Origin of the sequence: Enterobacillus tribolii, from assembly GCF_003363015.1 — a bacterium.
GTDB classification, from domain to species: Bacteria; Pseudomonadota; Gammaproteobacteria; order Enterobacterales; family Enterobacteriaceae; genus Enterobacillus; species Enterobacillus tribolii.
The window spans coordinates 58,071-83,379 of the sequence record NZ_QRAP01000010.1 but is presented as its reverse complement, the minus strand read 5'-3'; the positions used below and the strand labels follow the sequence as shown (position 1 = coordinate 83,379).

At 52.0% G+C, this 25,309-nt stretch carries 19 protein-coding genes and 1 pseudogene; 8 read left to right on the top strand and 12 right to left on the bottom strand.

What is annotated here, in order from left to right; translation table 11 throughout:
• The first annotated feature begins 75 nt into the window (after positions 1-75).
• On the top strand, positions 76-918 hold the full coding sequence (gene licT, locus C8D90_RS18450) for a BglG family transcription antiterminator LicT (RefSeq protein ID WP_115459934.1): 843 nt from the start codon (positions 76-78) through the stop codon (positions 916-918).
• 178 nt (positions 919-1,096) lie between these two features.
• Here the strand turns inward: licT and C8D90_RS18445 are convergent, their stop codons facing one another.
• From C8D90_RS18445 to C8D90_RS22115, 5 genes and pseudogenes are all read right to left on the bottom strand, one after another.
• Positions 1,097-1,870, bottom strand: a complete 774-nt coding sequence (locus C8D90_RS18445; protein ID WP_115459933.1) for an N-acetylmuramoyl-L-alanine amidase — start codon at positions 1,868-1,870, stop codon at positions 1,097-1,099.
• A 132-nt stretch (positions 1,871-2,002) separates the two neighbouring features.
• Positions 2,003-2,146 (bottom strand): annotated as a pseudogene (locus C8D90_RS22295) (IS630 family transposase); the annotation flags it as partial.
• 374 nt (positions 2,147-2,520) lie between these two features.
• The gene (locus tag C8D90_RS18435; RefSeq protein ID WP_147291386.1) at positions 2,521-2,751 is read right to left on the bottom strand and encodes a hypothetical protein; all 231 of its coding nucleotides are present in this window, start codon (positions 2,749-2,751) and stop codon (positions 2,521-2,523) included.
• A 196-nt stretch (positions 2,752-2,947) separates the two neighbouring features.
• Complete coding sequence (locus C8D90_RS18430; RefSeq protein WP_115459931.1) at positions 2,948-4,570, bottom strand: methyl-accepting chemotaxis protein; 1,623 nt, start codon at positions 4,568-4,570, stop codon at positions 2,948-2,950.
• A gap of 453 nt (positions 4,571-5,023) precedes the next feature.
• The gene (locus C8D90_RS22115; RefSeq protein ID WP_162844426.1) at positions 5,024-5,200 is read right to left on the bottom strand and encodes a hypothetical protein; all 177 of its coding nucleotides are present in this window, start codon (positions 5,198-5,200) and stop codon (positions 5,024-5,026) included.
• A gap of 1,325 nt (positions 5,201-6,525) precedes the next feature.
• On the opposite strand from C8D90_RS22115, the gene C8D90_RS18425 reads away from it, so the two are divergent.
• The 5 genes from C8D90_RS18425 to C8D90_RS18405 all read left to right on the top strand — a co-directional run bounded on the left by C8D90_RS18425 (position 6,526) and on the right by C8D90_RS18405 (position 15,341).
• Entirely contained in the window at positions 6,526-7,506 is a 981-nt protein-coding gene (locus C8D90_RS18425; protein WP_115459930.1) for an Ig-like domain-containing protein, read from the top strand.
• Between the two features lie 395 nt (positions 7,507-7,901).
• A complete protein-coding gene (locus C8D90_RS18420) occupies positions 7,902-10,085 on the top strand; it encodes a type I secretion system permease/ATPase (RefSeq protein WP_115459929.1) in 2,184 nt (727 codons plus the stop codon).
• On the top strand, positions 10,078-11,310 hold the full coding sequence (locus tag C8D90_RS18415) for an HlyD family type I secretion periplasmic adaptor subunit (RefSeq protein WP_115459928.1): 1,233 nt from the start codon (positions 10,078-10,080) through the stop codon (positions 11,308-11,310). Before C8D90_RS18420 ends, C8D90_RS18415 begins: the two co-directional genes overlap by 8 nt.
• A gap of 91 nt (positions 11,311-11,401) precedes the next feature.
• Positions 11,402-12,901 carry a TolC family protein gene (locus C8D90_RS18410; RefSeq protein ID WP_162844424.1) on the top strand — a complete coding sequence of 500 codons (1,500 nt, stop codon included), beginning with the start codon at positions 11,402-11,404 and terminating at the stop codon, positions 12,899-12,901.
• A 100-nt stretch (positions 12,902-13,001) separates the two neighbouring features.
• A complete protein-coding gene (locus C8D90_RS18405; RefSeq protein WP_115459926.1) occupies positions 13,002-15,341 on the top strand; it encodes an Ig-like domain-containing protein in 2,340 nt (779 codons plus the stop codon).
• A gap of 144 nt (positions 15,342-15,485) precedes the next feature.
• Here the strand turns inward: C8D90_RS18405 and C8D90_RS18400 are convergent, their stop codons facing one another.
• The 5 genes from C8D90_RS18400 to leuC all read right to left on the bottom strand — a co-directional run bounded on the left by C8D90_RS18400 (position 15,486) and on the right by leuC (position 20,386).
• Positions 15,486-16,421, bottom strand: coding sequence for a LysR substrate-binding domain-containing protein (locus C8D90_RS18400; RefSeq protein WP_115459972.1), 936 nt, complete (start codon positions 16,419-16,421; stop codon positions 15,486-15,488).
• A 71-nt stretch (positions 16,422-16,492) separates the two neighbouring features.
• On the bottom strand, positions 16,493-17,416 hold the full coding sequence (locus C8D90_RS18395) for an alpha/beta fold hydrolase (RefSeq protein ID WP_115459925.1): 924 nt from the start codon (positions 17,414-17,416) through the stop codon (positions 16,493-16,495).
• Between the two features lie 19 nt (positions 17,417-17,435).
• Entirely contained in the window at positions 17,436-18,317 is an 882-nt protein-coding gene (locus C8D90_RS18390) for a fumarylacetoacetate hydrolase family protein (RefSeq protein WP_115459924.1), read from the bottom strand.
• Between the two features lie 17 nt (positions 18,318-18,334).
• Positions 18,335-18,961, bottom strand: coding sequence for a 3-isopropylmalate dehydratase small subunit (gene leuD / locus C8D90_RS18385; protein ID WP_115459923.1), 627 nt, complete (start codon positions 18,959-18,961; stop codon positions 18,335-18,337).
• Between the two features lie 3 nt (positions 18,962-18,964).
• Positions 18,965-20,386, bottom strand: a complete 1,422-nt coding sequence (gene leuC, locus C8D90_RS18380; protein ID WP_115459971.1) for a 3-isopropylmalate dehydratase large subunit — start codon at positions 20,384-20,386, stop codon at positions 18,965-18,967.
• Positions 20,387-20,838: 452 nt separating this feature from the next.
• On the opposite strand from leuC, the gene C8D90_RS18375 reads away from it, so the two are divergent.
• The gene (locus tag C8D90_RS18375; protein WP_115459922.1) at positions 20,839-22,065 is read left to right on the top strand and encodes an MFS transporter; all 1,227 of its coding nucleotides are present in this window, start codon (positions 20,839-20,841) and stop codon (positions 22,063-22,065) included.
• Between the two features lie 187 nt (positions 22,066-22,252).
• Here C8D90_RS18375 and C8D90_RS18370 read toward each other — a convergent pair whose 3' ends face one another.
• Together C8D90_RS18370 and C8D90_RS18365 are read right to left on the bottom strand one after the other, a co-directional pair.
• Positions 22,253-22,615: a GrlR family regulatory protein gene (locus C8D90_RS18370; protein ID WP_115459921.1), complete on the bottom strand. Its 363-nt coding sequence runs from the start codon at positions 22,613-22,615 to the stop codon at positions 22,253-22,255.
• Between the two features lie 248 nt (positions 22,616-22,863).
• Positions 22,864-23,943 carry a 4Fe-4S binding protein gene (locus C8D90_RS18365; protein ID WP_115459920.1) on the bottom strand — a complete coding sequence of 360 codons (1,080 nt, stop codon included), beginning with the start codon at positions 23,941-23,943 and terminating at the stop codon, positions 22,864-22,866.
• A gap of 799 nt (positions 23,944-24,742) precedes the next feature.
• Here C8D90_RS18365 and C8D90_RS18360 point away from each other — a divergent pair.
• On the top strand, positions 24,743-25,273 hold the full coding sequence (locus C8D90_RS18360) for a fimbrial protein (protein ID WP_115459919.1): 531 nt from the start codon (positions 24,743-24,745) through the stop codon (positions 25,271-25,273).
• Positions 25,274-25,309: the final 36 nt, after the last annotated feature.

Here is a 25,309-nt window from a genome sequence, read left to right as displayed (position 1 = left end):
GTAACTGCATCTGGCAGGCAAAACCTGATTTTCTGACTACGTCGGAAGTCAGGTTTTTTTGTTTTCGGGGCTTGGATGAAAATCGCCAAAATACTTAATAATAATGTGGTTGTTATCCTGGATGAGCAGCAACGCGAACAGGTGGTAATGGGCCGTGGGCTGGCTTTTCAGCAGCGGGTGGGCGACGTTCTCGACGAAACGCGTATCGAAAAAGTATTCTCGCTGCAGAGCGACGAGCTTGTTAACCGCCTCGGCGAATTGTTAAGCCAGATCCCGCTGGAGGTGATGGCTGCCTGCGATCGCATCATTGAACTGGCGCGCACCCGGTTGGGCAAGCTGCAGGAAAGCCTCTATATCACCCTGACAGATCACTGCCATTACGCGATCGAACGGCAAAAGAAAGGACTGGCTATCAAGAATGCGTTGCTGTGGGAAACCCGGCGTCTTTACCCGCGCGAGTTCGAACTGGGGCAGGAAGCGCGGGCGATTATCGCCAAACGCCTCGGCGTCGAACTGGCAGAGGATGAGGCCGGATTCATCGCCCTGCACCTGGTAACCGCCCAGCTTAACAATGAAATGCCGGAAGTGATGCATATTACCCGGGTGATGCAAGAAATCCTGCACCTCGTGAAGTATCAACTGCGGCTGGAATATGATGAGAATTCCCTGAGCTATCAGCGTTTTGTCACTCACCTGAAATTTTTCACCCAACGGATGCTAACGCGAACGGTAGTGCCCGATGATGACGAAACCCTGCACAGCGCGGTGAAGAATAACTATGCCAAAGCCTGGGCCTGCGCGGAAAAGATTGCCTTGCACCTGCACCGCAGTTACCAGCGCGATCTGACGACGGAGGAGATTATGTTTCTCTCTATCCATATTGAGCGGGTGCGCAAAGAGGGGCGTAAAACGCCGTGAGGCGCGGTAATGCGGAAAGTTGTCATTCAGGGGAGATCTCCCCCCGCTGACAGCGTTTCATTGTGCTCTCCTGTTTTGCAAAACAAGGATGGTATTCCGTGTGGGGTACTTACAACCCGTTAAAAAAAACCCCTGGTTAATGCCAGGGATAAAATACTGATGAGGGGGGAGTAAAGGGTTATTTTGACGGAAAGTATTTATCTACAAGAGCATAAAGGATCGCCGCTGTTTCTGTATCCAGAATACCATCGTACTGCTTTTGGCGAAAATGGAGCTGGAATGCCCGGATAAGATTCTGATATCCATCTTCTGTCTTTGCCCCTGTAATGTCATACCCGTATCGTGCCAGCATAGCAATAACGTCATCCTTACACGGCAACTTCTTTCTAAACTTTAACTTATACCGGTGCATGGTTTTATTATCATACCAGGCACCAATACCAGCATCATAAAGCGCTTTCCAGGGGAAAGCCGGGCCGGGATCGCTTTTTCTGCCCGGCGCGATATCACTGTGGCCGACGACATTGGTAGGTAGGATATCAGGATAACGTTGAAGGATATTTATCGCTAATTCTTTAACCGCCTCGATCTGAATTGGACTATACGGAGGAAATGTAAAATATCCATCGTTGTCTGTTGCCAGATTAACTATTTCGATGCCAAGCGAAGTATCGTTAAGATTACTTCTTCCTGACCATGAGCTAACCCCTGCGTGCCAGGCCCGCTCACTTTCGTCCACCAAATTAAAAATTCGCATTTCCTTAAACCCGGCGTCAATATAGGTCTGTTCCGTTGGGTCCGGAACAAGGAAATGAGCACTCACACCACCATCACCAGAAAGCAACTTCACCGACGTAACAAAGTCAGCTGCGGTATAGTGCATTACTAAAAATCTAACCCGGCGGTTAAACCCTTTAACTGAACGATAGCTATTATAATCAATATGGTACATGAAAAACTCCTATTACTTAGCGATGACTGAAGCACTTATAATGGCACCAAATACTGTATGCACATACAGTTTCCGACGGATTATTTTAGAACCATTGGCTATAAAAAAACGCAGTAACTGCGCCGAATAACGCTACACTTTCGTTCGCCCATACTTACCCCCGGGGAATAGGATGACGGTTATCATAAAATGGCGAACTTTCTTCAGTAGCAGCCACAAACGCTCAACATGATTCGCCTGCGATGAGTATACCGGCGGGTAAATCACGCTGAACTTACGCAGAACGTCTGGTTTTGTTCCTGCCAGCGACGCTCACACCCCGGAGGCAGTAACTTCATTCCTTTTTACACAGGTTCATTCTGAGCTGGGTAGCGTACGCAAACCAAGGATATGGAGGGAAATTACCCGCGCCAAGTTAAAAACGTATAACGCGGGATTATTTTAAAATGCCAGATACGCATTTTTTCTGGCATCAATACGGTTTGATGCCGTGGTTATTCATCTCTTCATTAGTAATGAAATATAAACTTCACGACATCACATTAACTATTGCGAACTATACGGGTTATAAAGCAATACATTCAGAGTGCAGCAGAACAGATACGTTGTTCTGCAATGGCAGTGTGATTATGACACCGGCATGCCCGCGCTTATGACTTTTTTATTTTCACATCAAATAATTTTTCAAAGACGGCATAAGTAATGTCAGTGCGCGTCTGTATAGAATCCACATGATTAAACTTGTACAGGCTCAGTTCAAACTCCGGTATCCAAATAAAGCCGTCCCCCACCGTTTCATCCGTAAAATGAAGATTCAAACAAACAGCAATTTTGCTACCAAACGTACTGACCGGTCGTAAGTCAACATGTGTAATCTGCACAATATATTCCTCTCTTAATCGCGTCGTCATTGCCTAAAGCAAACATCTGGTTCAATCCGGCGCCTGGGGCAAACCGCGCGATGTTGAATACCTGGTTATACGGCTATCATATGATTGTTGAGGTCTCTGATGGCAGCCACCGTCCATTGACTGCCATCAAACATAATGCGTTCCAGTCAGGGCTGCCGCGCGTTTCTCATCCGTGGCTCTGTGTCAGGCGGTCAAATTCTTCCAGTTCTTCTTCTTTGCTTTCTTCCCCGCTATTCACCCTGAAAATTGACACCACTTCCGCCAGTGATTTTGTCTGCGCTTCAACGTTAGCCGACGTCGTGGCGATCTCCTCAACCAACGCAGCGTTCTGTTGGGTCACCTGATCCATTTGCGTCAGTGCGGCATGAACCTGTTCAACGCCGCGGCTCTGTTCATTGGAAGCCTGGGAAATGCTCTCCATGACACGCGCGACGTTGTTTACGGAAGTCACTATTTCACGGATGCTGTCTCCCGTTTTCTCCACCCACTGAACCCCTTCCCTGATATCGGTTTCCGAGTTGGTAATCAGCACACTGATTTCTTTGGCGGATGTGGCGCAGCGCTGCGCCAGGCTACGAACTTCGCTGGCAACAACAGCAAACCCACGCCCCTGCTCCCCGGCCCTGGCGGCCTCAACCGCGGCGTTAAGCGCCAGAATGTTAGTCTGGAAAGAGATGCTTTCGATCATACCGACGATTTCACTGATACGCTGCGAATGGCTGGTAATCGCCTGCATTTTATCCGCCACGTTTTGCATCAGCGTTTCCCCCTGGCGCGCAACCTGGGCAGTGGCATCAACCATGCTGTAAGCCTGCGCGGTATTCTCCGTATTCTGGTGAACGGTGGCGCTGATCTGTTCCATACTGGCCGCGGTTTCCGTGAGTGCCGCCGCCTGCTCCTCGGTACGGCTGGACAGGTCGATATTACCCGCCGCAATTTCCCGGCTTCCGAGGTTAATGGAGTCAACGCTCTGGCGAACATTCGCCACCATTGAACGTAAGCCGGTTTGCATTTTATGCAGTCCGGCATACAACCGGCCGATCTCATTGTTGCTGTCTACGGGGATAAAAGTGCGTAAATCGCCTTTTTCTATCAAGTCGAAGTGTGTCGTAACCTCTCCTAACGGCCTGATCAGGATGTACTTCATCATCATATGAACCAACAGAATGATGACGAAAATAGTAATCAGCGACGCGATGAAAATGCTATAAAACGTCTGATATTCATCCCTGGCCTTTTCCTGGACGTCATGATAAACCGTCTCTGTGGCCTTCATATACTCGGCAAACTCGGTGGTGAAACGCTCTACCCGCTGTGCTCTCCGCTCCCGCATCTCACTCAGCATTTTAACTGTGACATCGGCACTCAGTTTCTTTTCCAATATGGCAATCTGGCTCTCGAACTCAGCATCGAGATCATAAAAAGCCTGCTTCAGCCCTTCCCAGCGGGCGCTGTCCTGCGTCAATCCCGGTATATCCCAGAACTGTTGAAAAAGCTTCCTGCCGTTCTCTTTTCCCTTGCGTGCTTGGTCTATTTTAGACTGCAACTCACTGGCATCATTGCCGAGCAAACCGATAAGGGTGCTATTTATGGTGTATTGCGTCTCGAGCGTCTGGTAACGAACGTCGCGTAATGTACTGAATTCAGATGCAATGGTATTGAGCGCATTCAGATCGCTATTGTTGCCTTGGATAAAAATGAAGGCAGTCGTGTTTGAGCCTATTTGCAACAGGCCAAAGAGGATAAACACGAATAGCATACTTGTAGATATTTTGATTTTCTTTAACATAAATTTGCTTTCTCAGGATTGGGAATATTCACGTAATCTACATGGAAAGATATCATCGGCAGTCTGCGTGTTTTTTTTATACCTGAATGCAAATTTAATGGCCTTTCTCTGCATTATCCTTACTCAGTGCTTGTTCTTACTGTCATCTCCTTTTATTGCGCCAGATCAGATAACACCGTGGTTGTAGTTAAATTGATAATCAAGTGACAGATATTCGATATGCGTATTGAGCACGTCAAAAGCCATTCCGCATCTCATCCTGACATGACCCCGAAGTATTGGCCTACCGAGTCCGGCTGCGGATGCACAGGCAGACACACACATTATGCGTTCCAGCTCCCGCTGTAAGCGGCTCTTTTGCGACGAAGCAGGCTAAACTCATTAATATATTAACTATACCCGGATGAAACATGTTATTTCATGGCAGCGCTAAGATACATAAATATAAAAACGTCAACAGACTATGCTTTTCACATGCTCATTAAATATCTTTAACACTTCATTTTCTTCTGAAATTTTACAAATAGCTTCTTCCAGAAGGCGCATCTCTTTTTTTATCTCTGATTCATTCATCAGATGAGAAGCTGAAGATGGGGCATTCAATTCATCAAAAACTTCATTCATAATCACGTTAATAATTCCACTTAAAGGTCTCAGCCAGTCAATTGGCTACAACGCACTTATATTCAAGCGCAATTTAGTTACAACTCGATAACACGGTGATATCTTTTCACAGGAGTACACAGTATTAATGCTAACAGGCGTCATTCTTTAGGTTTATGGCCCCTCCTGCCGTATCGGAAATTTGACTTAATCTTGTTTCTTCCACATATAAAAGGCGCATCAAGAACAGAGGCTATAAAACAAATCCCCATATCAAACGCGGCAACAAAATAGACAAATCAAAAAATTAAAAGCCCATTAATAAAGATGCACTCCATTGTATAAATTACCTATATCTTGATCAAGAGAAATAATAACCCCCGGTATCAATATTAACTCAGCTGAACTATATCATGGCTTCTGAATAACAACCTGAGCCGTGGTTTTGATTTTTCGGTTAGTATCAAATACCGGGTATCAACACCTTGTGGTGTCTGCCAATGCGTTTTACTGAGACAGTTCAGGTCCAAGGTAATTCTCTGCTGAACAGCATCAGGCCGCTATGCTGACACGCAGCATCCGGGCGCAACATCGCATTGAATCCGGCACTTTATTTGGTATCTCAGCGCTGCGCCTGGCGGCGCCGAACGGATTCTTCTGTTATGTGCGGCAGGTGCAGGTTCCGCCAGTCGCTTCGCTATTGGAATTGCCGTGGTCACCGGAATGCTTATCGGCACATTAAAGACCATCGGCGCTTCAATCACGAAATATAGGCACCAATTATATTACGACGAAAAGAATAGATCTCCTGAGCAGGCGATCTATGCCTGAAAAGGAATTTTCCTCAAGAATTTATTGATCCTCCACTTCCGGACATTTATAATCTCAGCCAAATATAATTAATAACATATTCATCAAGCCAATTATTTATGGCTCTACCTTTCGTTTTTATCGAGTTATCACCACAGTTAAATTATATTGGTTATAAGATTTTTCCTTTTTTTTTGCCATTCGCTTTTATGAAGCAACCTCTACCACTTAGAATATTTAATTAAACCGATACAAAGAGAGTGATGTACTCAGAAAGCAGGAAGTGTTCAATGAATCATAAGTCATAACACCTCCCATAATTTCCTGACTCAGTCTTTCGGCTTTATGACAAAGACGTTAATACTGTCGCTCTTAAACATGGTATTGCAGATGCCTCTCTATATTTAGCACCAGCCGCCAACACAAGGGAATGCAGTCTTGATTTTTGGCTTAACCAGGCCAGAAAAATGTCTCTGCGTTTATTGCGCAGAGAAAATAATAAATAGGGTCAATAATTACATTGCCCACAAGGAGATAATAATATGAATAAGATTGGCACAACAAAAACTATTGGTCGCGTAGTGATCAAACAAGTCATTGACTATGTGGGTGTGAACACCACGTCTCTGGAAAGAGGCGGTGAAACCAGCGATACCCGTCCGACACTGAAAGGAACTGCCACAGCGGGCACCAAGGTTGTCATTTATGATTTTGACAAAGTTATTGGCGAAACCTACGCCGATGCGCACGGCAACTGGACCTTTATTCCGAAAACCGCACTGTCTGAAGGCTCGCATAACTTCGCTGCCCAGGCTGTAGATCCGAAGAACGCCAGCCTGTACGGAGACAGAAGCGGCGCGTATTGGGTGGAAGTTGACCATACCGTACCCGCGCCGGAGCCGTTTGTACCGGTACATGCCGTCATTACCGAGGTAGTGGATGATATCGGCGCGAAAACCGGCAAGCTGAGCAACCGTGACACAACGGATGACAGCCGTCCGCTGATCAAGGGAACGGCCAATGCCAATATGAAAGTCGTCATTTACGATGCTGACGAAGTGATTGGTGAAACCATGTCCGATGCTCAGGGCAACTGGAGCTTTATGCCGACGCAGGATCTGAGCACGGGCTCACACATCCTTATCGCTAAGCCGGTTGATGATTCTGTCGACATGTCCGGTTACCGCAGCATGGGGTTCTGGATCAACGTGGAAGCGCCTGAACTGCCGCAGGCAGCAATGGACAACGTGATTTCCGCTCAGGAAACTATCCCGGTTATTGATGTGCAGGATGTTCAGTCCGGCGAAACCAAGTCAGCCCAGACGCTGAACGTCGCTTTTGATGAACTGCTGTCTGCGGGTGAGAGCGAGCTGCATTTCGGCAATGATGAAACCGTGACAGTAACCATCGGTGAAACCGCCGAACCGGTTGCTGAGGCTATTCCGTCTGCCATCGGCTGTGGTATTTACGATCAGTACTCAGTAATGCTGCTCGAAAGCGATATGCAGGCTGCCGTAGCGTAATTTCAGCTAAGCAAGCCCAGTAATATAACGACATCAATATCCCAACGGCCGTTGATGTTGTTCCTCAGACCTCCCGTCAGGGAGGTTTTTTATTCTTAACCACCGGTACGGGGTCCTTACTTCCCGCCCACTTTCAATATAAAAAGGATTATTCCTGTCATTCATCATAATTGTCCACGAAAACGAATTTGTATTTCTTATTGGATATATCCCATAATAACACAGGCTTTATCTCAATTTTTAAATTCAAATAATGAATGATTTAAATTAAACAATTTATCACCGCAATGAAACTTTCTTTTTTTACGGGAGATTTCTGTTTTTATCGTAAAAGTTCTGTTCCCCTATGGTTCTATACATATAAAATCCAATAGCTCAGTTAATAAGGATATAACGTGTCGGACGCAGTTAAAAAAGAATATATTTCTCAGGGAAATGAGTATGAGCCATATATATATGAATATGCGCTTATGTGGATCTGCTCTTTTTTTGGTAAGAATTTTAGCCCTTCAGCTTTCAGGCATGGCCAGACCGGTGACGCCACGCCCTCAGCCACCACGGCCATTCGTCTGCTGGAAAATGCCGGCTTCAGCGCCCGTTTGGTGCAAAAATCGCTGAACGACATCCCCGCGCTGCTGTGTCCGGTCATTCTGCTATGTCACGACCGAAAGAATATTATTTTGCTGGCGCGGGAAGAAGAGCAATGTCACGTCATTCTGCCCGACATGGACGGGGAAAGCGTTGTTATTTCCGCCGAGCGGCTGGCTGAGATTTATACCGGATATGCGTTATTGGTAAAACCCAAAGCAGAGCAGGATCGTCGCTCGGGAATCGATGACGCGCCGGGAAAAGGGCACTGGCTGTTCCGGATTATGTGGAACTATCGCCGCTATTACTACAATGCGGCAATCGGTGCGGTGCTCATCAACGTATTAACCCTGGCCGGCACATTCTTCACGATGAATGTCTATGACCGCGTAATCCCGAATCAGGCCTATGTCACGCTGTGGGCATTGGCGGCCGGGGTATTTATCGCGATCTTACTCGAATTCGCCTGCCGGATTACCCGCGCATATTTAATTGACATTGCAGGGAAAAAAGCAGACCTGATCATCGGCGCCCGGCTGTTTAAAAAAGCGCTGTCGGTGCGGATGGAATACCGCCCGGCCTCAGCCGGTTCATTCGCCAACCAGATCCGCGAATATGAATCCGTCCGTGACTTCTTCAGCTCGGCAACGCTCATTACGCTCAGCGACTTGCCGTTCGCGTTTCTGTTTATCGCCATCATCGCCGCCATCGGCGGGCCTCTGGCCTGGGTTCCGCTGTGCCTGTTTCCGATCGCGCTGAGCGTTTGCCTGCTGGTGCAAATCCCCCTGTCACGCATCATGAAAGAGAACCTGCGCGGCGGTTCTCTGCGTCAGGGGCTGCTGATTGAATCCCTGACCGGACTCGAAACGCTCAAGGCGACCTCCAGCGAAGGCCACATGCTGACGCTGTGGGAAAAATACAGCGCCGAGCTTGCGGCGGTGGCGATGAAGTCCCGCCTGCTCTCCGGCATGACGACCCATTTCATTACCACTATTCAGCAACTGCAGACGGTCATACTGGTCAGCCTTGGTGTGTACCTGATTGGCGACGGCGTAATTTCCGTCGGCGCCCTGATGGGCAGCGTCATCCTTTCCCAGCGCGTCATCGCGCCGCTCGGGCAGGTCGTCTCTCTGGCGGTACGCGCCCAGCAGGCGCTGGTCGCGCTCGGCGCACTGAACCGCCTGATGATAACGCCAACGGAGCGCGACGCCATCGGCAGCTATATCGCCAATCCCGTGTTGAACGGGAACATCCAGCTCCGGGGAGTGGGATTCTCTTATCCGGACACCACGGGCAAAGGCTCGCCGGTCGTGGTCGACGGCGCCAATATCACTATCCGCGAAGGCGAACGTATCGCCATTATCGGCCGTATCGGCAGCGGGAAATCGACGCTGCTGCGCATCATCGCCGGGCTTTATTTGCCGACCAAAGGGCAGCTGCTGTTTGACGATCTCGACAGCCGCCAGATCGACATCGCTGATTTGCGCGCCAACGTCAGCTTTATCGCCCAGGATAACCAACTGTTTTTCGGCTCCCTCAGGGACAACCTGCTGATGGGACGCCAGCATATTGACGCCGCCCGGTTAACCCACATTCTGCAACTGACCGGGCTGGATGCCATCGCCCGCAACCATCCCGCGGGGCTGGATATGCCGGTGGGAGAAAACGGCTGCTGCCTTTCCGGCGGCCAGCGGCAGTTGGTGGCTCTGGCGCGCAGCCTGCTCGTCCATCCCCGGGTGTTACTGATGGATGAACCGACCAGCGCGATGGATAACCAAACGGAGACGGTATTCCTGCGTCACTTCAGGCAAATCTCCCAGGGGCAGACGCTGATCGTGGTTACGCACCGCCTTCCCGTGCTTGAACTGGTCGATCGCCTGATCGTGATGGACGGCGGCAAAGTCGCGGCGGACGGCCCGAAAGAGGCGGTGCTCGAGCAACTGCGCGGCGCTGAGGCTACCCGGCTGACGAAGGTGAAAGCACATGCTTAAGTTACCCGGAAAACGCCCGGCGCAGGTGACGTCGGAAGAGAGCGCCTATTTACGCGATATGCATGCCGCGCTGCTGGCGCAATCCACGCCGGGTGCCACTTTCGTGCTTTACGGCGTACTGGCGATTTTACTCATTGCCGGCACCTGGGCATATTTGGCCAAGGTTGAAGAAATCACCCGCGGGCAAGGCAAGGTTATCCCCTACGCCCACGAGCAAGTGATTCAAAGCCTCGACACCGGCGTGCTGCAAACCCTGCTCGTACGGGCTGGCGAACACGTCAGCCGCGGCCAGCCGCTGCTAAAGATGGATGATACCCGTTCACGCGCCTCGTACGGCGAGAGCAACTCCAGGGCGCTGGCGCTCAAAGCCACCATCGCCCGTTTGCGTGCGGAAATTTTCGCCACCCCGCTGACGTTTCCGGCCGACGTTCTCGCCCTTCCGTCGTTGGTTGCCGACGAAACCCGCGCCTATCAGGCCGACATCAAAATGCAGCAAATGGCGGTTGCCGGGCTGAAGAAAAACCTGGCGCTGGCTCAGCGTGAACTCGGCCTGGCCGCCCCTCTGGTAAAAAAAGGGCTGATGTCGGAAGTGGAACTGTTACGTAACCAGCGCCAGGTCAGCGAGCTCCAGCTTCAGCTCGACGAGCGTTTGAACCAGTTCCATGCGGACGCCAACGCCCAGCTGCTGCGGGCTGAGAGCGAACTGGCGCAGGTGCAGGAAACGCTGGTCTTATTGCAGGATGCGATAACCAAAAGCACGCTGTATGCCCCGGTAAACGGCATCGTTAAAAATATCCGCACCACCACGCTGGGCGCTGTTATTCAGAGCGGCGCCAACATCATGGAAATCGTGCCTGTTGAAGATGGCCTGCTGATTGAAACCAAGGTGAAACCTTCAGACGTCGCCTTCATTCATCCCGGCCTTCCCGCGACGATCAAGATCAGTGCTTACGATTACTCCATCTATGGCGGCCTTCAGGGAGAAGTCACGCTGGTCAGCCCCAGCACACTGGAAGAAGAAAAAAACCAGGCTAAGCCAGACGATCAGTTTTACTACCGCGTCATCATCAAAACCACGGCGGACTCGTTAAGCGCCGGCGGCAAAGTCTATCCGGTGATTCCGGGAATGGTGGCGACGGTCGATATTAAAACGGGCGAAAAACGCATCTCTGACTTCCTGCTCAAACCCATCCTTAAATCCAGGGAAGCATTCAGGGAACGTTAATATGACATTCAGGGAAACAAGGAACGTCGTCATTTTTCTTTCGTTATTCTCACCGCTTATTGCCAGCGGTGAGAATAATAACGGATTACAGATGCTGTCGGACGTTATGGAAAATAGTCAGCAGCGCCGTAATTCGGATGACTTCTTCAGCACGTTGCTGAATCAGGCGCCAAATGCGCCAGTAAAAAATGCAGATGCCGAAAAAACGCCGGCAATAAAAAACGAGGCGCAGGAAGTCCAGGTTGCACCTGCGCCCGTCGCTACGCATGAATGGCAATACCAACAGCCTGCCGTATCGCCACACCAGGATCTTCCGGCCCCAAAGCCCGTACGTGAGAAAAAGGAACCGGAAGAAACCGGCGCTCAGCCCGTGCCGAAGACCAAGGCGCTTCCTTACAAGTCATACATCCGGCGTTTAATCATGCAGGCAGCCAACGACGATCCGGGAATAAGAAGCCTGCAGGAAGAGTGGGAAGCGGCTCAACAGGATATCCGCGCCACCCAGGGAGAGCGTCTGCCGCAGATCAACGTGGGCGCTTCGGTGCTGCCCTGGTATCAGGGCGATGTCGCCGACTTACGCAATACCGCCAAGGGCGATATAACGCTTTCGGCCTCTATGCCATTGTTTGACTGGGGAAGACTCAGCCGCGCCATCGATGAGCGGCAATATCGCGCGGCCGCGGTCGGGGCGCGCTATGCCCAGCAGTTGGACCAACTGGCTTATAACGTGGCTTCCACTGAAGTTCAGCTGGCGAAGCAACTGGCGATTAAGGCCGTTGCGCAGGCCTATCAGCAACGCATGCTCACGCTGGTTGATATGTTGAACGGGATCGTCAACGTCGATATCGGACGACGCAGCGAACTGGTACAGGCGAATGCCCGCCTGCTGCTGGCGCAGCAGGAGTGTGAAAATATTGAGGCGGAAATCGCCAAGACGCAAGAAACGCTGAACAAATGGTTTGGCGCCCGCCGCCACGACGCTGCGCCGGTCTATCAATACTGGATGAACGATATTCCCTCATTGCAACAGGCCATCGGCAACGTCAGCCATTCGGCGCCGATACGTGAGGTCGAGGCGGAATATCAGGCCTTGTCAGCCTATATGGCCAGAACCAAAGCAGAGCAACTGCCCAGCGTTGACTTCGTGATCTCGAAAGGATTTAGCGCCGATGACTATGGCCGTGATTACGGTTTGCAGGCCGGTTTCTCTTTACGCTGGGAATTATTCAGCGGCTTTTCCGGCATGGCGAATATCGCCGCGGCAGCGTCGCGGGCAAATGCGGCCAAATATAAAAAGAACGACCAACAACGGGATTTAACATCCCGGCTTAAGGTCGATGATAAAGAAATTAAACGCCTGAAAGAAAGAACCGACAATTACCAAAAATTAACCAGGGAGAGCGATACCATTCGCCAAATGTTTTATGAGCAATGGTACAGCGCAGGCCGCAGAAGCTTTCTCGATGTGCTGAGCAGTGAAAGCGATTATTACACATATAAAGTTAATGCCATCACCAGTCGCTATGACGGCGATATCACCACGCTTCGATATCTTTGGGAAAGCGGGGGGCTTTTAAGGTGGCTCGATTAATAAAAAATTTCGCACGTAACGTGTGGATAACGGAGCTCTGTTCGATTTCGTTCGGAGATGAACTGACGATAAAAAAACTATCGTTCATTAGGAGTATATTATGGATAAAAGTTATTTCATGTTTTCACAGCTTCCCGCGCCGGTAATAACCGCAATTATCGACCCGGAACAAACATTGATCGGTAATCAAACAAAAACCAAGTTTGATGAGTTTACCCTGAAAGGCACGTCCACGCCGAATACCAAGGTGCTGATTTACGATAACAATAATCTGGTCGGCCACACTTATGCGGACGAAAACGGGAACTGGACCTTCGCGAACTATATGGTTACCTCCTCCGGTTCTCATGCATTCATGACCCAGTCCGTTTCAGCAACGGGCGAGTATGGATTACAGAGCCAGGCCTATCTGGTGGACGTGATGCGTAACCTGCCGACCGAGCCTGAACAGGATCCGCAGTTTCAGCCGGATACCGCGGCGATTACACAGATCACCGATCGCGACGGTAATGCAATTGATGCATCCCGTGGTCCGGGCCACACCAATGATAACCAACTGACGCTTAAGGGCACGGCCAGCGCTAACCAAACGGTCAGGGTGTACGATAACGATCGCCTGATCGGTGAAACCCGTGCGGATGAGCATGGCAACTGGAGCTTCTCACCGGAGCAGAGTTTCTCCAACGGAATGCACGCATTCCGCGTCATGCCCATTGGCGAGAATGGCGCCCAGGGGCAGATGAGCCCGGCTTATCTGATCGACGTTTATTCACTCATCGATCCTGAACTGCTGCCACAGCCGCCGGCTCAGGAAAATGTCGCGCTGATCACCGATATCCGTGAACCGGATGGCGATGTGGTCGCACCTTCTGCGCGTTCCGATAGCAGAAAGCTGACCCTGAACGGCACCGCCGTAGCAAACCAGAAAGTAGTGATCTTCGATATGGGCGTAGAACTCGGCGAAACAACTGCCGATGCGCAGGGTAACTGGAGCTATACGTTAACGACGGACCTGTCCAGAGGCTATCACGCATTCCAGGTCATGTCCGTGAATGCCCAGGGTATGAAAGGGCCGATGAGCGCGCCTTATCAGGTAGAAATCGAATGGGGAGATGTGCCGGTAAATCCGCCGGAACCGCCTGCCGCTCCGGAAACCGCCTTCATCACCAAGATCCTTGACGACGAAGGCAAAGAGATCCGCTGGTCTGAACACACCAACGACACCACGCCGGCCCTGCAGGGCGTTGCCAGCGCAAACCTGAAGGTCCAGATTTATGATAACGGCACGCTGATTGGCGAAACCTATGCCGACCAGCAGGGCAACTGGAGCTTCACGCCGGCGTCTGCGCTGTCTAACGGCGAACATCATTTCCAGGTGGCGCCGGTGGATGCCAATGGCGTTCAGGGGTTGATGAGCGCACCTTATCCGGTAAACATTATGGGCGAATACGGTCGCGAGCCTGAAATAGACAGAGAGCCGAGCGCCGTGATTGAGCAGATTGTTGACTCCCGCGGCCACCCCATCGGCGGCGTTGAGGGTCGTCAGTCAACGTATGAAAACCATCCGGTGCTGAAAGGCTCTGCCGCTGCCGGTTCAACGGTGCGCATTTATGATAACGGCCGTCTGCTCGGGGAAACCCTGGCGGATGAACACGGCAAGTGGAGCTTTACCCATGACGCCGCGTTAAAAAATGGCTACCACACGTTCACCGCCACTACCGTAGACGGCAACAACATGGAAGGGAAGTACAGCCACTCCGTTTCCATTGAGATCAACTGGTTGCCGGAGATAGAGACCGAAGGCGCTGAGTCCGTGGTTTATATTACCGATGTGATTACGGACCACGGCAACGTACGCCCCTCCGTTGTTTCCCATGACAACATGGTAAAAATCCAGGGCCAGGCTGATGCCGGCAAAGCAGTATTCGTGTACGACAACGGCGTGCGTATCGGTTCAGTCATCGCCGACGAAAAAGGCTTCTGGGAACTGGCGACAGAACAGCCGCTGGATGAAGGGCGCCACCTGTTGACCGTCTCTCAGCTCCAGCCGTCCGGCAAAGAGCTGATCAACGACACGCCGTTCCTGCTGTACGTTGATACGTCTGCCGCCGATGTCGCAGTTGCCGGTGACGACGTTACCGACCTGTCTTTGTTAGTGAGCGTAGCGAGCTGCGATAACCTGAGCTTCGTTCAGGAAGAGAGCACGACTGCTGGCGCACCGGCAAAAACGCTGGCGGTGAACCTGTCTGACGTACTGAGCGAAAGCCAAACCAGCCTGGTATTCGGTGCAGATGAAACCACCATCGTTACTGAGGGTACCGGCAAAGCAGAAAGCGCTTCAGCGTTTGATGCCAATGTCTTCCCGCAGGCCGTGATGTGTGATATTTCCGAGCCGTACTCCATGCTGTTGGTTGAAGATAAGTCTCTGTCTGTCGCTTAATCGGCTAAAAAAAGGCCGGCAAGCGCATTGAAATGTGATGCTTTCCGACCAACGCAAAACCGGGGCCTGGTACAGGCTCCGGTTTTTTTCTTTCAGGGGATTGCCGGGCGCGTCCCCGGCAGAGGTTGAACACAGGTTGGCGCGTTACTCGCCGGTAACCGGCGGATGTTGCTGAAAATACGCCAGCAAAAATTCAATACACGCCCTCAGCCTGGCTGATCCGGAAGTCCGGTTGGAGTAAACCGCCCAGATATTGGCGGTTTGATGCCACGGCGGCAAAATCCGCACCAGTTCGCCGCTGGCTAAGTAGTGCTGCACTTCCCACAGGGAACGCAGGATGATGCCGTGGCCGTTCAGCGCCCAGTTCAGCACGACGCTGCCGCTGTTGGACGACAGCTGACTCCGGATGTGCAGTTGCGTACTGTCGTGACCATCGGTGAGCGGCCAGACGCCAAACTGCGCGTTACGTTCCTGAATAACCAGGCATTTGTGCTGTTTGAGATCGCCGATCCGGTCAGGCGTGCCGTACTGCTCCAGATACCGGGGCGCGGCGCACAAGACCCGGCGATTCGACGACAGCTTGCGGGTGATATAGAGATCTTTGACGTCATCGCCGATGTGGATCTCAACATCAACCCCCTCTTCAACCAGGTCAACCACCAGATCGGTCAGCGTGAGTTTTACGTTCAGCGCAGGATAGCGCTGCGCCAGCGCAGAGAGCGCATCGGCCATGTAGGCCGAGCCGAAGCCGAACGAACAACTGATATGAATATTCCCCTCGATGGCATTACGCCAATCGGCGAGGCCGGAAACAAACTCGCCCATGCTGTCCAGCACCGCAATCGCGCCGCTCAGCGCCTTATGACCATCGGCGGTCAGCCAGATTGAACGCGCGCTGCGATGGAACAGGCGCATGCCGAGGCTTTTCTCCAGCAGCGCGATGCGCTTACTGACGTAAGAAGGCGACAACCCCAGATCGGCCGCGGCATGGGCGAAGCTCTCTTTGCGCACCACGGTGACGAAAACGTTCAGGTCTTCAATAAGCGGCCACTGCGCGCGCTGTTTATCATGGGAGCTCATGTGCATGCCATCCGGAAAAGAAAACATGAGGATCGCTCAGGATCCTCATCTGTTGTTCAAGATAAAAGGCATCAGGACAAAAAGGGCATGATGACCCTGAGCATCTCCTGCGGGCACTCCTCCTGCGGGCTGTGCCCGCAGGGCATCGCCACGCCGCGCACATCCAGCGCCTTTTCCTGCCAGGTTGATGTTACATCATAAAGCTGACCAACGGTGCCTTTCTCGCCCCAGAGCGCCAGCAACGGGCTGGTAATACGCAGATGCTTGTCCGCTTCGTCATCTTCCAGATCGATGGTGGCCGCCGCGCGATAGTCTTCGCAAACCGCGCGCAGCATCTCCGGATCCTGATAGCAGCGCAGGTATTCGGCGAAAATCTCCGGCTCCGTGGCGCCCGGCGTTTTGATTTGCCCGCTGATATGTTTGTCCAGGAAAAAGGCCGGATCGGATGAAATCAGCTTTTCCGGCAGCGGCGCTGGCTGAATCAGGAAAAACCACCAGAAATAGCGCGTGGCGAACGTCTTGTCGGTCAGCGCATACATCGTTGCCGTCGGCGCGATATCAATGAAGATGCTGCGTCTGACCTGCTGCGGGTAGTCCAGCGCCAGGCGATGTCCGATGCGGGCGCCGCGGTCATGCCCGACGAAAGCAAAGCCGTCGTTAAAGCCCAGGCGCGCCATCAGCAGGATGATATCCTGCGCCATTTCCCGCTTGGAATAGGTGCGGTGTTGCGCGTCGCTCGGCGGTTTGCTGCTGTCGCCATAGCCCCGGATGTCGGGCATGATGACGGTAAAGCGCTGCGCCAGCGCCGGTGCGATTTTGCGCCAGGTTACGTGATTCTGCGGATGCCCGTGCAGCAGCACCAACGGCTCGCCTTTCCCCCCCACCGCGCAGCGCAGGCGCACGCCGTTGCTTAATGTTACGTCCGACAGTCGAAAGCCGGGGATAAAAGGCGATTCGCCTTTATCCTGAATAAATTCAGCATTGCCGATCATCATCAAACTCCTTTTTACCGTCTTAACTCAGGCAGGGTTCTTCAGCCATAAAATGCGCTTCGCTCACCGTATTGCTCAGGCGGCCAAGCCCCTCAATTTCAACCTCAATGCGATCGCCCTGACGTAAAAAGAGCGGGGGGACGCGTTTCTTCCCCACGCCGCCCGGCGAACCGGTAATAATCACATCGCCGGGTTTCAGGTGGGTAAAGGTGCTGATATAGCTGATTAATTCGGCAATTTTATGCACCATGTTACCGGTGTTGTCGTCCTGAACGATCCGGCCGTTCAGCCAGGTGCGGATTCCCAGCGCCTGCGGATCGTCAACCTCGTCCTGCGTGGTTAAATAGGGGCCGAATGACCCCGTCAGCGGCCAGTTTTTGCCTGCGGTATACCAGGTGTGCTGCCAGTCTCGCACGGAACCATCCATATAGCAGCTATAGCCGGCAACGAACTGCATCGCGTGCTCCACGCTGGTGCGGAAACAACTTTTGCCGATAATAACGGCCAGCTCGCCCTCATAATCAAACTCGGAGCTGTCGCCCGGTTTGAGCAGCGTGGCGTTGTGCCCGGTCTGTGAGTCGGCAAAACGGATGAACAGCGTCGGCTCGTTGTTCTTTTCGTTGAATTCCAGCCGCTTTTCGGCGTAGTTCATCCCAACGCAGATAATTTTGCCCGGATCTTCAATCACCGGCAGATAGCTGATCGCCTCTGCGCAATGATCCGGCGGCTGTTGCCGGTAAACGGCCGCTTCGGCCAGCGCCTGACCGGCCAACAGGGACTTGATGGTCGGATAGCGATCCCCCATCCGTTTACCCAGATCGATAACGCCGTCGCGGGCCCAGATACCGTAGCTCTTTTTATGGCCGCCATTGCCATTTTTATACGTAAAACTCAGCAGTTTCATAATGTTGCAACCATTTCTCAGATGTGCTTTTCGTTTTGCGCCGACAGCCAGGGAAACGCGGCAAAATAGCGCTGCTCAAAATCACGGATTTCCTGCTGATACTGCAGCGTGAAGCCGATCGCATCGTGCCCTTGCAGCAACATCTGCTTTTTCAGCTCATCAACCGCAAAGTTGAATTTCTCGTTCCCCGCCCGGATATGCTGCTGCGGTAAATCGACGGTGATCTGATTGCGTAAAGGATCGCTTGCCGCCTGCGCCAGCCGCCCGATGTCCGCCGCCGGTAACGTCAGGGTTAACACGCCGTTGCGCTGGCAGTTATCGTTAAAAATGCCGGCAAAGCTGGTGCCGATAAGCGCCCTGACGCCAAGCTGCCGCAACCCCCAGACCGCATGTTCGCGGCTGGAGCCGCAGCCAAAATTAGGGCCGACGATAAGAAACGCCGCATTACGCCATTCGGGGCGGTTGAGGATAAACGCCGGGTTTAACCCGCCGTCGGCTAAAAAGCGTTGGTCAAAAAAAACGCCTTTATCCAGGCCGTTACGATCGATGCCTTTCAGAAACTGTTTCGGCATGATGACGTCGGTATCGATATTTGCCGCCATCATAGGCGCGGCAATGCCGGTAACGCTGTTGAAGGGTTCCATCGTCTAGGACTCCTGTTGCAGAAACTGACGCACGTCCACCAGATGCCCGGCAACCGCCGCCGCCGCGACCATGGCCGGGCTCATCAGATGGGTTCTGGCTCCCGCGCCCTGCCGGCCGGCGAAATTGCGGTTGGTGCTGGAAGCACAGCGATCGCCCGCCATCAGGACATCTTCGTTCATCGCCAGGCACATGGAGCAGCCTGACTGACGCCATTCGAAACCGGCATCAATAAAGATTTTCGCCAGCCCTTCCTGTTCAGCGCGGGCGCGCACCTGGGTTGAGCCCGGTACGATAATGCCCCTCACCCCGGCGGCGATTTTCCGGTTACGCAACACCTGAGCGGCGGCGCGTAAGTCCTCGATGCGGCCATTGGTGCAGGAGCCGATAAAGGCGTGGGAAATCGGAATCTGGTTCAGCGGCGTGCCGGGTTCAAGCCCCATGTAGGCGAGCGCATTCTGGATATCACGCCGTTTGGCGGGATCTTTTTCGTCGGCGGGATAAGGCACGAAACCGGTGATATCGCCGCCCTGATCGGGGCTGGTGCCCCAGGTCACGCGCGGCGCCAGGCTGGCGCAATCAAGCACAACCTCTTTATCAAACACCGCATCCGGATCGCTGTGCAGAGTGCGCCAGTAGGCCAGCGCCTGCTGCCACATATCGCCCTGCGGGACGCGCGGCGCAGACTGAATGTAGGCAAAAACCTTGTCATCCGGCGCCATAAACGCGCCGCGCGCGCCGGCCTCGACCGCCATGTTGCAGATGGTCATACGCCCCTCAACGCTCAGCGCGTCGATGGCGCTGCCGCAAAACTCTATCGCGTAGCCGGTGGCGCCGTCCGCGCCTATCTGCGCAATAAGCAGCATCACAATGTCTTTCGCCGTGGCGGCGAACGGCAATTCGCCATTGACCGTGACGCGCAGCGTTTTCAGTTTTTTATACGCCAGGGTTTGGGTCGCCAGCATATGCTCGATTTCAGAGGTGCCGATGCCGAAACCCAGCGCGCCGAACGCGCCGTAAGTGGTCGTGTGGCTGTCGCCGGCGGCAATGACCATGCCCGGCAGCACCATTCCTTGTTCGTGGGCGACGACATGTTCGATCCCCTGGCGTTCGTCCATCACATCAAACAGCTCCAGGCCAAAGTCCCGGCTGTTTGATTCGAAGTAACGGACCTGCAGTTCACCACCGGGATCGGTCATTTCCGCCGTACGTTCAGGCCGCGTTGGGTTAACATGATCGACATTAAGCAAAATACTTTCCGGTCGCCATACCCGGCGTTTCGCGTCGCGCAATCCGCTGAATGCCTGCGGGCTGGTATATTCATTCAGAATTGAGCCATCGATATAAAGCAGCACATTACCCTGATCGTCTAATTGCCGAATAATATGCGTATCGATTAATTTATCGTACAGCGTTTTAGGTTTCATCATGGAATCACCTTGCTTATATACAGCAATAATAAAATGCGCTACAGCCGCATACTGAAGATATCTGTTTTTTACATCACGGGAATAGTAGCAACTCAATGCACACGATGGCAGGAAAAGCATGATGCACAAGCATGAAGAGAAAGAACACGAAATGTGTTTTATATATCCAATTGATATTTATTCAATTAAAGCAACACTCGGTTTGTTTTTTCATCGATTACAGAAAATGTGACCATAGCCACTTGAAATGTAAAAAAAGAAGAATGCAACAATTATTTATTTGCCGAAAACTGACGCCATTTTTATTCGTCGTTTAAAAATAAATAAGATACACGATTCATCATTCAACCCATTACATTCAGTCATTCTCATACTCAACCTGACAATAAATAATTGCTGTATAAATTCCGTGGTTATTTAAACGTCTATTCATAGTATGAGGAATAAAAATGAAGCCCGCTCCTGATAACGCTAAACTAAGGAACTATTTACCGATATTACTTACGCTTCCGCTGGCCGGACTGGCGGAGCTTGCCTCGTTGTATTCTATTCAGGCGCTGCTGCCCAAATTGGCTGAGGTTTATCATATTCCGCTGAATCAGGTCGGGCTGATCCTTTCCGCCGAAGTGGGCTGCCTGGCATTAGCCATGCTGTTTACCGGCAGCCTTTCCGATCGCTATGGCCGCAAACAAACCATCGTCGTCTCGCTGCTGTTGGGCGGGATTCTTACGCTTCTGTGCGCCACCGTCAGCGTCTGGCCTCAGTTGGTGCTTTACCGCGCCCTGCTGGGCCTGGCGGTGAGCGGAATAACGGCGGCGGTTACTGTCTACATCTGCGAAGAGGTGTCGCCGGTGCTGGCTGGCGTGATCACCGGCTACTTTATTTTCGGCAACTCGCTGGGCAGCATGTCCGGCAGGGTTATCGCAACCCTGATGATGGAACACGTTTCGCTGGACCTCATTTTCATCCTGTTCGGCGGCCTGCTGATCTTTATGGCGGCATACGTATTCTATTTCCTCCCGGCGTCCAAAAACTTTGTCCCCAGCGCCACGCTGAACCTGACGCAAATGTTTAAGGGCGGGATTGAGCACTTCAAAAATAAAAAGATCTCTCTGGCTTACGTTATCGGCTTTATTCTGTTTGGTTCATTCACTTCGATATTTAACTTTATCGCCTTTTACCTGCACCGCGAGCCGTTCAATCTGCCCTTCTCGCAAATCGGGCTGATTCCCATCAGCTTTGCGCTCACCTTCTTCTCCGCGCCCACGGCGGCACGATGCGCCGTCCGGTTCGGCGCCATGAATATGCTCAGCATGCTGCTGCTGGCGATGATCGCCGGCGCCGCCATCAGCATTATCGCCAGCACGGTGCCGGTGTTTATTTTCGGGGTTATTCTGCTCTCCGTGGCGTTCTTTACCTCACACTCCGTCATCCTCTCCTGGGTCAGCAGCAACGCTCCCCACGCCAAAGGGCAGGCCACCGCGTTTTATCTGTTCTGCTACTACGCCGGCGGCGCGGTGCTCGGCTATTTCAACGGTTTCGTCTTCGCCAAAGCCGGATGGTACGGAATGGCGCTGTCGGTGATGACCGGACTGGCGGTCGGCCTGCTGCTGAGCCGCGTCTTGCAGGCGCAGTTGCATAAGCAAGGGACACTGGCGATGGTGAAGGAGGTTTAATTCCGCTAACAGGGCGGCTCTGGATGGCTTGCTGATGCAAATTTCAGCCGACCGGGATTATCACCGCCGGCGCCTTTCCTGCGCGCACCAGACCCGCGACACCCTGTTCGGCATCACGTTAATCCGGAGTAGGAAGGATCAAATACGGTCTGAAACGGTATCCGTCAGGGCAATAGCAGCAATGACGTTATACCGTTTCTTTTGCCTTACACGGCAATGCGCTGGCGTCCTGAAAGATCGCGCCAATATATTTAGCTTTAAGGGATACGGGTTTTGAGTCAATGCCGTCTACGTTGCCCTCAAGCGTATAACCATAGGGCGCATCACTGATCGTCAGAATAAATTTGAATGCCAGAATACCTTTAAACAACGAGGGTACCCGATAGTCATGCTGGTAGACATGCAGCACCAGGCTCTGTTCATGAATCTGCCCCTGATACATAAAACCGACATCGCCCCCGTTCACCACGTTATCCATAACCACGACAGTGCCCTCGCCAAAGATTTGATAATGGCGACTGAACGTAACGTAATAAATTCCATTTTTCATTGTGCCCTCATATACAGCGTTTTTATCCTGAAATAGGTGATAACAAACTACTAATGACCAGCCCCATTAACCACAAAAAAAATGCGGCTATTAATTACGTTTTGTTTTTAATAAGAAAAATAAATACGCTGACGCGCTGCGTTAATGAAGACAAAGCATGATCCACGACTTTTGTTCAGGCTCAGCACGCACCTGTAATCTGCTCCGCTCCCGGCACGGAGTGATAGCCACCGGCTTAATCCGGTGAATCAATGCCCAATCATCCTTGCCTGCGGGATAATGCGGAAATAGAGGCTGTCCGGTACCGGGCTTTCCCAGGCATCGGAATAAACGGCAAAACCAATGGCGGCAAACAGAATGCCGAGCGTCAGGGCCGTCATCACCACGCCCGTCAGCGCTGTCTGGCGCTTCTCCGTTTTTCCCGGCGGCGTTTGCAGAGAAAAGGTCAGCGTCGATGCGACCGGACAGGACTCAACGCAGGTCATGCAGCCGGAGCATTCCACGGTTCTGACCTGAATGAGTTTATCCACCGGAATGTTGGACGGGCAGTTTTTGGCGCATTTTCCGCAGTCGATACAGCTGTCTGCGTTACGGCGGATCTTAAAGGGCGAAAACAGGGAGAACAGCCCCAGCAAAGCGCCGTAGGGGCACAGGTAGCGGCACCAGGCGTTGCGGACAAACAGGCTGACGACGGTGAGCACCACAACGCAGATCAGCGTAGCGCTGCCAATGTGCCGGAAGAAGTCGAGCATCTTAACGTCAATAATAATGCCGTAGGCTGACGTCAGGAAATATTGGATCCCCTGTGCCGGCATTGAAAGCGCGATATAGAGAAAGAAGCTGAGCAGCAGGTATTTCAGGCCGCGCAGCGGAATGTCCAGCCAGCGGGGAAGCGTAATATGACGGCCGAAAAGCGTTTTCCCGGCATCGCCGATCAGCTCAGAGATCGTGCCAACAGGGCACAGCCATGAACAGAATGATTTTTTGAGCAGCAGACTGATGGCAATGAAGGCAACCAAAAGCAGCATAGAAGCCGCGTGAATCGGCGGAAGCAGGCCCGTTTCCAGCGTGTATTTGATGTTCATCAGGCCGGCGATAGGCAACCAACCTTCAATTCCCCCCGGCCTGGCAACGAAAAGCGAGGCGCCTCCGGACTCATAGTAGCGAACCCAAAAATAGAAGGTGATACCGATATAAATATTGGTTGCCAGCAGTAACAGCTGGGTTGCCTTGCGCCAGGTTGAGGCATTGCGCCAGTCATTCCACGGTAGCTTACCGCCGGTGGTTCCCGGCCGGCGTTGCCAGCGCACTCTCTTTTTGCCCGTCATGGCTCTGCAACCCCCACATAACATGCATAATGAATACTACTATACTAAGGAGGTTTCAGGCGCCGGGGATTGATTTATGTCGGATTTATTGGCTTCTTTTTCATCCGATGTACATGTATCGTCCCTTTCCTGGAGTGAATCATCTTGTTCCCGGCAGAACGCGATTGCTGCCAGACCAGACGTCGCCACCATGACCGTTGCTCACCATCGCCACACCCGCGCTCTGCCAATCCGGTGATTTTGAGGTACTTTTTTACCCACCAGCGCCGGATGCAGCCTTAGCCGCAAATAATAGAGCGCTTTAAAATCCTATAAACGCCCTGTCAAGCAAGCATTTGCTAAGAAAGAAGTAAGAATCTACTTATTCTAATGCGTAAATAAAAAAATTTTTCCCCCTATAGGTACACCTAATTTTCAATAAACACATTTCGGCATGCATCCATCATTCAAAAAACATTCACCACCTCATTGAATATTTTAATTTTATAGGAAAATTCACACACAATATGTAAGGAAAAAAGGCAGGTAACGCAGCCCAAAAACAAACTTAAACGCATATATAACGAGGCATAATGACGTATTGACTAAAGATAAGCAGGTATATAGCATCTGCACCAACTAGGAATTTTCCTGCAATAGCTTAATCAGGGAAAGCAGGAACTCGAATGTTGCACGAATTGATATTGTCATCATTTTCTTATTTATAAGAATATATAAGCAATATTCATGGAATGCACTCAGCGGCGAAATTAACTCCGCTGTATTCAATAGAAAATCTCGAGGAGTAAAGGAGTACAAAATGAAAATGAAGAAAATCTGTATGCTGATCGCTACGGCCAGCATCGTTCTCTCACACGCAGCGTCCGCCTCTGATGGTACCATCACTATCAATGGGAAAATTACCGACGTAACCTGTGCCATCTCCGTTAACGGCGGCACGGAAAATGCGACCGTAACGCTTCCGACCGTTTCTCAGAACACCCTGACAGCGGACGGCGATACCGCCGGCACCACGCCGTTCGACATCAAACTGACCGAATGCCAGGGCTCCACGCTGGGTAATGCCTACGCTTATTTCGAATCCGGCACCACGGTTGATACTGTCACCGGCCGTCTGAACAACACCGGCACCGCAGCCAACGTGCAGGTTGAGTTACTGGATAAGGCAAACAATCCGGTATTCATCGGCTCGTCTTCGCAGGGCGCCGTGGTTGAAGATATCAGCTCCGGCTCCGCCACGCTGGTTTACGCCGCACAGTACTATTCAAAGGGCTCGACGGGCAGCGGTACCGTAACGACTCAGGTTGATTACACGATCGCTTACGACTGATGTAACAGCCTCAGGACGGGGAGCTTCCCCGTCCTG